Raw genomic sequence first — 12,645 nt, forward strand, 5'->3', positions numbered from 1 at the left:
CATTGTGCCGCCCTTTTTTGTCACTGCAGCCTCAATTCCCAAGGCGTATCATGGTTGACCAACCCACATCCCGCGATTGGAGCGGCGTCATCACTCTGGGCCTCATCTGGGGTGGGACGTTCATGGTGGTCGCCATAGCGCTAGAGGGGTATGGGCCCGTCACAGTCGCCACCGCACGCACCACGCTGGGGGCGGTGACGTTGCTGGCGATGATGGCGCTGACCGGGCGCAAGATGCCAACCGGCAATCCGACACTGTGGTTCTACATCGCCATCACAGGCGTATTATCGACCGCGCTGCCTTTCATGCTGCTGAGCTGGGGGCAGCAATATGTGCCCTCGGCCTTTGCGGGCCTGTCGATGGCCGCGATTCCCCTGATGGTTCTGCCACTGGCGCATTTCTTCTCAGATGAGCCGCTGAACCTTCGCCGTTTTCTGGGCGTCTCATTGGGATTTTGCGGCGCATTGGTTCTGATCGGCCCCGGTCTGATGCAGATTGGTCAGGGCGCGGAACCCGTGGCGCAGCTGGCCTGTATCGCCGCCGCCCTGTGCTATTCCTGCGCCTCGATCCTGACCCGGCGCTGCCCGCCTATTGATCCGGTCACGCTGGCCGCCTTGTCCTTGGTGGTGGGGGCCGCCTTGCTGGTGCCGATCATGGTGATGACCGAGGGCCTGCCCCGGTGGGAGGGCACCCGCCCCGGCCTTGCGATCATCGCCCTGGGGCTGTTACCCACAGCCTTTGCCACGCTGCTGCGCGTATCAATCATTCGCAGCGCGGGGTCTGTGTTCATGACGCTGGTCAACTATCAGGTGCCGATCTGGTCAATGATTTTCGGGGCGTGGATCCTGTCCGAAGCCCTGCCCCTGCGATTCTACATCGCCCTTGTGATGATCCTGACCGGGCTGGCCATCAGCCAGTGGTTCAGCCTGCGCAAAATGCTGATCGGGCGTTAGCCGGCGACGGCCTCAACCTCGGCCACGATACCGTCAACGACCTGAGTCAGCAGCGTGTCATCCTCGCATTCCGCCATCACCCGGATCAGAGGTTCCGTGCCCGACTTTCGGATCAACAGGCGCCCTTGCCCGGTCAGACGGGATTCGGCATCCGCAATGGCCGCTTTGACAGTGCTGTTTTCCAGCGGGGCCTGCCCATCCTGATAGCGCACATTCTTCAGCAATTGCGGAACGGTTTCGAACTGCACGGACAGTTCCGAGGCTTTGCGTCCCGAATGCACCATCTCGGCCAGGAAATGCAGACCGGCCATAAGGCCATCACCGGTGGTGGCGTAGTCGCTCATGACGATGTGGCCCGATTGCTCACCGCCCAGATTGAACCCGCCCTCACGCATCCGTTCGACCACATAGCGATCGCCAACAGCGGTGCGTTCCAGCCGCAGGCCCTGCGCCTCAAGATGGCGTTCCAGCCCAAGGTTCGACATTACCGTCGCAACCAGCGCGCCGCCTTGCAGGCGATCGGCCTTGGCCCAGCTGGTCGCCAGCAGCGCCATCAGCTGATCGCCATCGGCCACCTGACCGTTCTCGTCCACCATCACCACGCGGTCAGCGTCGCCATCAAGGCAAATCCCCACATCCGCGCCATGGGCCACGACCGTCTCGGCCGCCAGCTGAGGTTTTGTCGATCCGCAATTCAGGTTGATGTTCTTACCGTTTGGCGCGACGCCGACGGGAATGACATCGGCCCCAAGCTCCCACAAGACTTCGGGCGCGGTGCGGTGGGCTGCGCCATTGGCGCAATCGACCACCACTTTCAACCCGTCCAGCCGCACACTGCGCGACAGCGAAGATTTGATCCGCTCACCATAGCGGAAACGCGCATCGTCCACGCGGCGTGCCCGACCAATGTTTTGCGCCTGCGTCGGCTCAACGCCCTCTTCGATCAGGCGTTCGATTTCAAGCTCGGCCTGATCCGACAGCTTATAGCCATCGGGGCCAAAGAACTTGATCCCGTTATCTTCGGCCGGGTTGTGGCTGGCCGAAATCATGACCCCCAGATCGGCCCGCATCGAGCGGGTCATCAGCCCGACCGCAGGTGTCGGCACCGGCCCCAGCAACAGCACGTTCATGCCCGTAGACGTCAGCCCCGCCGTCAGCGCGTTTTCCAGCATATACCCGGACAGGCGCGTATCCTTGCCGATCACCACCCGATGGGCCGAGGAATGATCCCGCCGGAAGTACCGCCCTACAGCCGCCCCAATGCGCAAGGCCATCTCGGCCGTAATCGGATGCGTGTTGGCAGTACCCCGCACGCCATCGGTTCCGAACAGTTTGCGCATCTTCAAACTCCGTCAAATAACTCTTTGCGAATGGGATTACCGGACCGCAGCCCACAGACGCAAGGCCTGAGAGGTCTCGGCCACGTCATGCACCCGCAGGATCTGCACCCCCTGCGCCAATCCCGCCAAGGCCACGGCGATGGAACCCGGTGCCCGAGCATCCTTGCGGGGTTCTTGCCCTATATGGCCAATGAAGCCTTTGCGCGACACGCCCAGTAAAATCGGACAGCCGACTCCGTGGAAAAGACTTATGTTTTGCAACAATGCCAGGTTGTGATCCTGGTTTTTTCCAAATCCGATACCGGGATCCACAACGATCTGATCCCGGCTCAGGCCAAGCCGTTCCAACTGTGCGACCATGCCATCGAGGAAATCATAAACGTCCAGCAGAACGTCGGCGTACTGCGGATCATCCTGCATCGTCGCCGGATCGCCCTGCATGTGCATCACACAGACCGGAGCCCCCACCCCCGCACAGAACGGGGCCAGTTGTTCGTCAAAAGTAAACCCGGACACATCGTTGATCAGGCCCGCGCCAGCCTCCCACGCGGCTTGCGCGACACTGGCCTTGCGCGTGTCGATTGAAATCAACGCATCGGTTTTGGCTCGGATCGCTGTGATAATGGGTTGGGTGCGCGCGATCTCTTCGTCTTCGGGAACGTAAGAGGCACCCGGGCGGGTCGACTCGCCGCCGATATCCAGAATGCTGGCACCGTTTTGAACCATCCGCTCTGCAGATGCGACCGCGGCCTCGACTGAATTGTGCAGCCCTCCATCCGAGAAACTGTCGGGCGTCGCATTGAGGATACCCATGATCTGCGGGCGGTTCACATCCAAACCCGCAATACCGGCCCTTGGGCGGCTCAGACGGGTCAGAATGTCCTCAGGAATGTCTTGCGCTGTCACAATAACCGGCGCGGCGGACCGCGAAATCCGCTCAGCATGGGTGAACCACAGGTCCTGCCCAGCAAGAGGCACGGCCCCAGCAGGTCGGGCCTGGCCATGCTGAACCAGCGGACGGTAATAGGTGCTCACAACTGTGCCTGATCCACTGAAACAGCACGCAGCGGCGTTTGGGGGTCGGTCGGCAAAGCGCCGCCGATCACCATCATTTCACTGGCCTCGAACGTGGCCGCGAACCACGCCGCCAATGCAACCGCATCCGACGGAGCTGCCGAGGGGCCATCCACCGCATCCAGCACGATCTTGGACGGGGCCCAGACACTGATCTGGCCGTTCTTCATGGCCCAGTCCAGCTCGGTCCGGGTCGAAACAACCACGCAGCGGTGGTCGCGGGCGGCCAGAACCCATGCGTTCTGCTCGATCGCCAGCAGGTCAATCCGGCGCTGCGTCATCGCGTGCCCGGTTTGCGAAACGGGCATCTCTGCCGCGCCGACGCACAGGATCAGCGGGCGCTGACGGTTTTCCAACTGATCGATCCACCCGGTCAGATTGTCCGAGGCAATCGCCTCATTCGACAGGAAGACCAGCCGGGGATGCGGGCGTTCTTCCTCGACCACTTCATGGTGAACCGTGTCCTTTCCGCGCACGATTTCAACACCCAGAGCGCCGGGACCCCGATCCAGTTTTTCGATGCGAACAAAGGCCCTTACAGCCTGAGGCTCAAGCAGAATACGTTCCGCCACACGGTCGGCCAGCGTCTCAAGCAGGTTCAGACGTTCGGCGGCCAGTTCATGGGCAATCGCCTCGGTCACACGGTCATAGGACAGGATGCGATCCACGTCATCGTCAATCGGATCGGTCAGCGGCTGCACTTCGACCACGATGTTGAAACAGATGCGCTGCGTCGTGCCGCGCTCGGCCTGAAAGGCGCCGATCTCAACCTCGACGATATGATCCCGCAACGAGATACGATCCAGCGGGCCGCGCGTCGCTGTCGCCTCAGAGCGCTCGGACGGGTGCGCAAAGGCAAGACGGATTTCAGAGCTCATGCAACGGACCTTTTCGTGCTGGGTGGGCTGGTCAGCCAAAACTAAACGATGCGCGGGCGTATAGCACTGCCTCACGCGCCATTCTAGTCACCGAATGCGGCGTCAGGACACCCGGTACCAGCTCATCATGCCCGAAGCGGCATGCCCAAGCATGTGACAATGCAGCAGCCAATCGCCCGGATTGTCCGTCACCAACGCGATTTGCCGCGTCTCGCCCCGCCCGACCAGAACCGTATCGCGCCAGGGCCCGAGGCTGCCATCGGCCAGGATCAGGCGAAAGTGGTGCCCATGCAGATGCATGGCATGCGGAAAGGCGGTTTCGTTGACAAACTCAATCCTGTGAGCGGACCCCAGAGGCGCATCCAGAAACGGGGTCTGCGGACGCTCCGCATAACCATTCAGCGCCCAGAACCGACCCAATTGCGCCAGTTCCTGACCGGACAGGTCGGTCCCGCCCAGCTTGGCCGAGTCCAGCCAACGCATCGCCCCGCCCTGCAGACGCATCTGGTGCAGGGGTGTGCCGTCCAATTCCAGACGCGGCAAAGGGTTTGATGGCAATGGGGTTATTCCCGTGCGCGCGGTTCGGGCCGCCTGCCCCGACACCGCAAACCGCATGAGGCCAAATCCACCCTCACGCTCAAGGCTGACAAGGCTTGCCGTCGTCTCGGCCTGAACATCCAAAATCAGGTCGGCGCGCTGTGCCGGTGCCAGTGGAAAGCTCTCCTCAACCCGCAGCGGCGTTTCCAGCGGAATTCCGTCAAGTGCCACGATCCATCCCGCTAACCCGTCCAGTGACAGATCATAGATCCGCGCGTTCGACGCGTTGATCAGGCGCAGGCGCAGGCGCTCATTGGTTTGCACGGAAAAGACGGGATCGAACTGCCCGTTGACGGACACCAGATTGCCCAGCCGCCCGGCATGGCTTTGATCGTGGCCATTGTCGAAATCCTCCACGATATGCGCCGTCTCGGGGTCCAAACGCCAGTCATCCAGCATCAGGGTCAGGTCCTGATCCACATCCGGGGCTTGGGGTTCTTCGATGATCAGAGGTCCGTACAACCCGCGCGCCACCTGTTCGACCGAGCGATTATGTGCGTGATACCAATAAGTTCCCGCATCAGGCACAATAAAGTCATAGTCGAAACCTCCCCCCGGCGCGACAAGGTCCTGTGTCAGGCCCGGCACACCGTCCATCGCGTTATCGATCCGAATACCGTGCCAATGCACCGTTGTAGGCTGGGGCAGATCGTTGACCAACCGGCGCTGAACGCGCCCGCCCTGCGGCACCCTGATCTCAGACCCTGGAACGCTGCCGCCATAGGTCCAGACCGGCGTGTCAGGAAAGCCCTCGGGCGCAATCCGTTGCGTAGCTGTTTGTGCGACCAAATGGGCGGGCTTCGCCAAAGAGGCCTTTGGCAGCATCGTCAAGGCAGCGGCAGATTTCAGAAAAACACGGCGGGAAAATATCATTGCGGGCCTCCTGGCCCGCAATCTAGATCATAGAACGCCCCGCGCCAGCAAGCTTCCAGCGCGGGTGCGTCAATCAGTTGCTCGCGGTTTGATAGTTGTGCCTGTAGAAAATATGAACACCGATCCGCGCGGTTTCTTTGTAGACGCGTGACCAGGACGGGCGCACTGCGGTGGTGTGGTAGTGCGTGGCGCCCTCAGTCAGTTCTTTCGAGATCCCGTCAATCGCCGCACGCGCCACTTTGGACACACGCTCATAGGCTTTTTTCTCGCGGATGACTTCCTTATGGCCGTCACAGGTGTAGGTGAACTGACACTGGTATTTCTTGCCGGTGCCCTGCTTGATCACACCGCACAGCGAATTCGGGAAACGGCTGCTTTTGACACGGTTCAGGATGACCTCGGCCACGGCAAACTGTCCGCGCACGCTTTCGCCCCGCGCCTCAAAATACAGGGCCTCGGCCAGACAGTTGAAATTCTCATCTCCGCTGGCTTTGGGTTGTTGGTCCAGCCAGTCTTTGGAGTAGGAAACAGTTTTTGGCTCAAGCGCTTTGCGCGGCTTGAACATTGTCAGATAGTCGCGAAAATTTTGGCCGGGAACTTCGGTCCGGCTGACAAGTTCGCTTTTGGCAGTATCGGTGGCTTCCCTTTCAGCGAAAGACACACTCGGCAGCATGGTTGCCGCCATGGTGGCAGCAGCCAGTATGTATCGTAGCATCAGATAACCTCGCACAGGCACTTATCGCGCCGTACCCTCCCCCGGCGGGCGCGACGAGGCATCTAGCGCAATCCGGTCAGGACGTCCAGTTCAGAAGAAAAAGCAAGTGGAAAACCGCCCGTGAGCGAAAAAACTCTCGCCACAAGATCACCTGAAAACCACTAATCCTAGGGCTTTGGGCCCAAGTCAACCCCCAAGTCTGGACGAAATCGCCAACTGAGCGGAAGCCAGCCGAGCGACCGGCACCCGGAACGGAGAGCAGGATACATAGTCAAACCCAAGGTCGCGGCAAAGGGCGATTGATTCGGGATTGCCGCCGTGTTCGCCACATACGGACAGTGTAACTTCCGGCTGCGCCTGACGTCCACGCTCAGATCCCAGTTTCAGCAGTTCCCCAACACCATCGGCATCGAGAACATGGAACGGGTCTTCGGCAAAAACACCCTGACGCACATAGGCTGACATGAACCGCCCCGCATCATCGCGCGACAGGCCATAGGTCATCTGGGTCAGGTCGTTGGTACCAAAGCTCAGAAACGCGGTTTGCGGCGCGATTTCGTCAGCCCGCAGGCAGGCGCGCGGCGTCTCGACCATGACACCCAGTCGATATTCGAACTCCTGCCCCCGTTCGCTGGCGACGGCGGCGGCGACAGAGTCGATACGGGATTTAACCAGCTCGACCTCTCGCTTGGCGGAGACCAGCGGGATCATAACCTCGGGCACCACGGGGGCCCCGTCTTTGCTGGCCTCAAGCGTGGCCTCAAAAATGGCGCGGGCCTGCATGTCGTAGATTTCCGGCACGGTCACGCCCAACCGAACACCGCGTAGCCCCAGCATGGGGTTGTATTCGGTCATCGCCGCCACGCGCCGTTCTACGTCTGACACCGGCAGGTCCAAGGCTTCGGCCAGTTCACGCTGCCCGCTGCGCGTGGTCGGTAGGAATTCGTGCAAGGGCGGATCGAACAGGCGGATGCAGACGGGCTGCCCTTCCATAATCCGGAAAAGCTGCACGAAATCTTCACGCTGCATGGGCAAAAGACGCGCCAGCACTGCGGCTCGACCAGATGGGGTTTGGGCAAAGATCATCTCGCGCATTACGATCAGGCGGCCCGGATCAAAGAACATATGCTCGGTCCGGCACAGGCCGATCCCCTGCGCCATGAAATTGCGCGCGGTCTGCGCATCGGCAGGCGTATCGGCGTTGGCGCGAATGGCAATGTCACGCTCTTTGTCCGCCCATCCCATCAGCGTCTGGAAGCAATCATCCAGCGCGGCCTCAAGCATGGCGGGCTGTCCGGCTAACACCTGCCCTGACGTGCCGTCGATCGTCAGCGTATCTCCGGTTTTGAACACGCGGCCATCAGGGGCCGAAAGCAGACGTTTCTTGGTTTGAAACCGCATCTCAGAGGCGCCGACGATACACGGCAGACCCAGTCCCCGTCCAATCACAGCGGCATGGCTGGTCATGCCGCCCTTCTCGGTCAGAACAGCGACGGCGGCATGCATACCACGCACATCCTCGGGCGAGGTTTCGCGGCGCACCAGAATACAGGGCTCACCGCGTGCGGCGCTGGCCTGCGCTTCGGCCGCCGTGAATACGATCTTGCCGGTAGCCGCACCCGGGCTGGCGGCAATCCCGGTGGTCAGAACATCGCGGCGCGCTTCGGGGTGGACCTGCCGGTGCAACATCTCATTCAACGAATGAGGATCGACGCGCATTACCGCTTCTTGCGGTGGGATGATGCCATCTTCGGCCAGCCGCACAGCAATCCGCAGCGCAGCGCGCGCACTGCGTTGCACGCGCACACCGTCCAGAATGTGCACATGGCCATTTTCGATAACAAATTCGACCTGCATTTCCTCGCGCAGTTTGGTCCGCATCAACGCCGCATGCGCTTTGAGGCTGGCAAAGGCTTCGGGCGCGACCTCTTCCAAAGATTTCCCGCGCGGGTCCTTTTCCAGATACAGGGCGGCAACGTCGTCCCCCAGCGCATCGCGCCCCTGGCTTTGGCTCAGATACCGGCCTGTGATCTGAGGCATTCCAGTCGTCGAGTCGATCAGCTGCAACACGCCTGAGCCGCACTCACCCTGCCCGACGCCCGGGATCATCTCCTGAATAACCAGCCCCAGCCCGGCATCCGCCGGTGCCCCCTTGGCCTGCCGCAACAAACGGGCCGAGGTGCCATCCCACGCCCGCGCCATCGATCTGAGCACGCCGATCAGCTGCTCTCCCTGATCCTGCGGAAAGGCCTCGTCGGTTTCACCTTCGTAGGCTTGCAGGGACAGACGCAAACCTTCGCACCCATCGGCATCAATGTCGTCAAACACATCCGCATCCAGACGCGCCACATGGATCGCGTAGCTTTGGACAAAGCGCAGATACAGGGCAGCGGCGGCCTCGGCCCCCATGGAATCCGACAGGTCAACATAGCGGGCATCATTCATGCCGATGTTCAGAACCGCCCCCGGACCGCCCCAATCGGGGTCTTCGGAACTGGGCCTTACGCACAACAACGCGCTCTGATCGAACTGATCCAGAATGGCCGCGATATCAGGCACCTGCCCTTCGGCGATTTTCTGCACTGCATCAAAGGACAATGCCACCGTGCGTGGCACTGGCAAATCCAGCCGGACCAGACGTTGCAGGCATTTCGCCCGCCCGCCATGGGTTGTCGTGGCCACGGGCGCGTCGGTCGTAATCAAAGTGGTATGCGGATTATTCTGCACTGCGGCACCTTTTGGTTTGCACGCAGCATAAGCCCCTGCACCACTGGCGCAAGGGCGTTCTGGCTTAGCCTTCGATCTTGCTGAGGTCCGCCACGCTGGAGCAGACCTGACGGATCTGGCTGAGCAGGTTCAGACGGTTGCGGCGCAGGATGTCATTGTCGGTGTTGACCTGAACATCTTCAAAAAACGCATCGACCGGACCGCGCAGCGCCGCCATTGCGGACATGCCAGCGGGGAAGTCTTCGGCCTTCAGCGCTGCGTCGATCTTGTCCTGAACCCCATCAAGGGCCGCAAACAGCGCCTTTTCACTGTCGGTCTCGGCGAATTTCACATCCGCACCGTAGGAATATTCGACGCCGTCCTTTTCCTCGGCCTGGGTCAGGATGTTGTTGGCGCGTTTGAAGCCCTGCACAAGGTTCTCGCCATCCTCGGTCGAAATGACAGCGTTCAGCGCGCGGGCGCGTTTGACCAGCAGGTTGAGGTCGTCATTCCCCTCCATCGCGATGCAGGCATCGATAATGTCATGGCGGATGCCCTCATCGCGCAAAAACACTTTGAGGCGGTCGTGGAAGAAGGACAGCAGATCCGCTGGCGCCGCAGCCACTATGGCACTGGCCGCTTCGACCTGATGAGCCAGACCGTGCACCTCTTGCGCGGCGGCGTCGGCATCTTCGGCTGTAGCTTGTTTGGCCTTGGCCTCCAGCAATGCGGTCTGCCATTCGGGCAGTTTCAGCAGGATTTTCAGCGCACTTTCGAAGGTCGCGTTCAAAGGCAGCCGCAGATCATTGGTCAGGATCAACCGGATCACGCCCAGCGCGGCACGGCGCAAAGCAAAGGGGTCCTTCGATCCGGTGGGCTTTTCATCAATGGCCCAGAACCCGGTCAGCGTGTCCAGCTTGTCGGCCAGCGCAACCGCCACCGAGACCGGCGCAGTGGGCACATCATCCGAAGGGCCGAGGGGCGAGTAATGCTCCTCGCTCGCCTTCCCAACCTCGGCTGGCAGTTCGGCGGCGTCGGCATAGTAGCGGCCCATCAGGCCCTGAAGCTCGGGGAATTCGTAAACCATTTCCGATGACAAATCCGCCTTGCACCCCTGCGCAGCCATCATCGCCAAAGCGGGCGTTGCGCCAGTAGCGGTTGCCAGCTCATGCGCCAACGCAGCGATCCGCGCCACCCGCTCACCCTGCGATCCCAACTGGGCGTGGAAGGTCACCACATCCAGCTTCTCGACCCAAGGCTCGAAACCATCGGATTTGACGATCCGCAGGTCATTTTCCCAGAAGAATTTCGCATCGGCCAGACGGGCGGACAGAACCTTTTGGTTGCCTGCCAGAATGGTCGCGCCATTGTCGGCGGTCTCGCGGTTGGCAACGGTGATGAACCGTTCAATCCGGCCGGTCTTGGGATTGCGGACCGAGAAGAACTTCTGATGCTCTTTCATCGAGGTCTGCAGCACCTCGGGCGGCAGGTTCAGGAATTCATCGTCGATCTGCCCCATCAGCACCACGGGCCATTCGACCAGCCCGGCAACCTCGGCCAGCAGACCCTTGTCCTCGACCACTTCCAGACCGGCAGCAAAAGCCATGTTCTGGGCGTCGTTCCAGATATGCTCGGCCCGGTCAGACGGGTTCAGGACCACAAAGGCGCTTTTCAGCTTGGCGGAATAGTCGTCAAACGAGGTCACCGCGAACCGAGCCGGGGCCATAAAGCGATGGCCGGCGGTGGTGTCGCCGGACTGAATGCCGTCGACGTCCAGTGGAACGACCTGCGCGCCCGTCTCATCCGACAGAATACACAGAATCGAATGCAGCGGACGGACCCAGCGCAGGGGGCCACTGCCCCAGCGCATCGATTTGGGCCAGGGGAAGTTACGGATGGTCGCCTCAAGCACCTCGGCCACGATCTCGGCCGCCGGGCGGCCCGGCTTTTCGATGGTGGCGAAATAGACAGCGCCTTTGGGCGTATCACGCTCTTCCAACTGGTCGCGGGTCAGACCCGCACCGCGCAGAAAGCCCTCAATGGCTTTGTCCGGCGCGCCGACCTTGGGGCCTTTGCGTTCCTCGCGGATGGTGGGGCTTTCGGCCAACAGCCCCTCAATCGCCAGCGTCAGGCGGCGGGGCGTGGTCAGCGCTGCCGCGCCGGCATAGGTCAGGCCCGCCTCGACCAAACCATCGGTGATCCGCTTTTTCAGGTCCTCACCGGCGCGGGTCTGCATGCGGGCGGGGATTTCCTCGGAAAACAGTTCGATCAGCAGGTCGGGCATTTTCGGTCCTTAGAAATTTACGATCGTCTGAATGACGACGGCATTGGCGATGTCCACAAAGAAGGCGGATACAAGGGGCAGCACAATAAAGGCAATAGGCGATGGGCCATATCGCTTGGTTACTGCGGTCATATTGGCAATTGCGGTGGGGGTCGCGCCCAGGGCAAAGCCGCCGAACCCGGCGGACAGAACAGCGGCGCGATAGTTGCCGCCCATCACCGGGAACAGCACCCAGATCACGAAAGCCACGGCAAACAGCGTCTGTGCTGCCATGATGACGACGATGGCCAGACCCAGTTCGGCAATGGTCCATAGCTGCAGGCTCATCAATGACATGGCCAGAAACGCGCCCAGCGAGAATTCCGAGATCAACGCCAGCGATGGTGTCCGCGATACGGGCGGCGCGTTGGGTGCCAGAGCCGCGCGGATATTGGCAATCACGATCCCCATGATCAGGCAGGGCACGAACAGAGGCAGCTTCAGCCCCGTCGCATCAATTGCTTCGTTCAGCATATAGCCGAAGATGATGGCCAGATTCAGATGCAGCAGAACGCGCATGATGGTGAGGTGATCGATCTTGGCCTCGGCCTCGGTCGCCTCGTCCGGCAGGCCGACCGTATGTTCTTCGTCAGGGCGATCCGGGGTCAGGTTCTTACCCTCAACCAGAAAGCGGGCAATAGGCCCGCCCACCACCGCCGCCAGAACAAGGCCCAGAGTCGCCACGGCCACACCCAATTCGGTCGCACCACTTAGGCCGGTGACTGCACCAACCTCGGGTGCCCAGGCGATGGCAGTGCCATGCCCACCGATCAGGGCGGCTGAGCCGAACAGAACCCCCGCCTGCGCCGGATAGCCGAACGCCACCGCTCCGGCAGCGCCGACCACGTTTTGGGCTATGATCGTCAACAGCGTTAAAATGAGCAGCAGCAACAGAGGCTTGCCGCCGGAAATCAAATCAGCCAACCGGGCGTTCAGCCCGATCCCCGCAAAGAACACGATCAGCAGGAAGTCACGCGCAGACAGATCGAAACTCAGCTCAAGGCCCGTCACAAGATACAGAAACAACAGCGTGAACGAGGCCAGCAAACCGCCCGTGACCGGTTCGGGGATATTGAACTGACGCAGCATTGCGACGCGCGCATTTATCTCGGCCCCGATCAGATAGACCGCGATGCCCAGCGTGGCGGTCAGGAAATTGGGAACGTGCAGCGCGGCGTCGGTCATG

9 protein-coding genes are annotated in these 12,645 nt (G+C 61.2%); 1 reads left to right on the forward strand and 8 read right to left on the reverse strand.

Annotated elements, in window-relative coordinates; genetic code table 11:
- Nucleotides 1-50 precede the first annotated feature (50 nt).
- On the forward strand, nt 51-953 hold the full coding sequence (locus ACRZ94_RS02300) for a DMT family transporter (RefSeq protein ID WP_480796582.1): 903 nt from the start codon (nt 51-53) through the stop codon (nt 951-953).
- Here the strand turns inward: ACRZ94_RS02300 and glmM are convergent.
- From glmM to gltS, 8 genes are all read right to left on the reverse strand, one after another.
- On the reverse strand, nt 950-2,293 hold the full coding sequence (gene glmM, locus ACRZ94_RS02305) for a phosphoglucosamine mutase (protein ID WP_480650604.1): 1,344 nt from the start codon (nt 2,291-2,293) through the stop codon (nt 950-952). The two genes, ACRZ94_RS02300 and glmM, sit on opposite strands and share 4 nt — an antisense overlap.
- A gap of 36 nt (nt 2,294-2,329) precedes the next feature.
- Nucleotides 2,330-3,328: a dihydropteroate synthase gene (gene folP / locus ACRZ94_RS02310; RefSeq protein ID WP_480796583.1), complete on the reverse strand. Its 999-nt coding sequence runs from the start codon at nt 3,326-3,328 to the stop codon at nt 2,330-2,332.
- Nucleotides 3,325-4,245, reverse strand: coding sequence for a dihydroneopterin aldolase (locus ACRZ94_RS02315; protein ID WP_480650601.1), 921 nt, complete (start codon nt 4,243-4,245; stop codon nt 3,325-3,327). Before ACRZ94_RS02315 ends, folP begins: the two co-directional genes overlap by 4 nt.
- A 102-nt stretch (nt 4,246-4,347) precedes the next feature.
- Nucleotides 4,348-5,715: a multicopper oxidase family protein gene (locus tag ACRZ94_RS02320; RefSeq protein ID WP_480796584.1), complete on the reverse strand. Its 1,368-nt coding sequence runs from the start codon at nt 5,713-5,715 to the stop codon at nt 4,348-4,350.
- Between the two features lie 73 nt (nt 5,716-5,788).
- Entirely contained in the window at nt 5,789-6,430 is a 642-nt protein-coding gene (locus ACRZ94_RS02325; RefSeq protein WP_480650597.1) for a cell wall hydrolase, read from the reverse strand.
- Between the two features lie 186 nt (nt 6,431-6,616).
- On the reverse strand, nt 6,617-9,157 hold the full coding sequence (locus tag ACRZ94_RS02330; RefSeq protein ID WP_480796585.1) for a putative PEP-binding protein: 2,541 nt from the start codon (nt 9,155-9,157) through the stop codon (nt 6,617-6,619).
- 64 nt (nt 9,158-9,221) lie between these two features.
- Nucleotides 9,222-11,420, reverse strand: coding sequence for a glycine--tRNA ligase subunit beta (glyS, locus tag ACRZ94_RS02335; protein WP_480796586.1), 2,199 nt, complete (start codon nt 11,418-11,420; stop codon nt 9,222-9,224).
- Nucleotides 11,421-11,429: 9 nt separating this feature from the next.
- Entirely contained in the window at nt 11,430-12,644 is a 1,215-nt protein-coding gene (gene gltS / locus ACRZ94_RS02340) for a sodium/glutamate symporter (RefSeq protein WP_480650591.1), read from the reverse strand.
- Nucleotide 12,645 lies beyond the last annotated feature (1 nt).

This window comes from Ruegeria sp. CH10 (assembly GCF_056537125.1).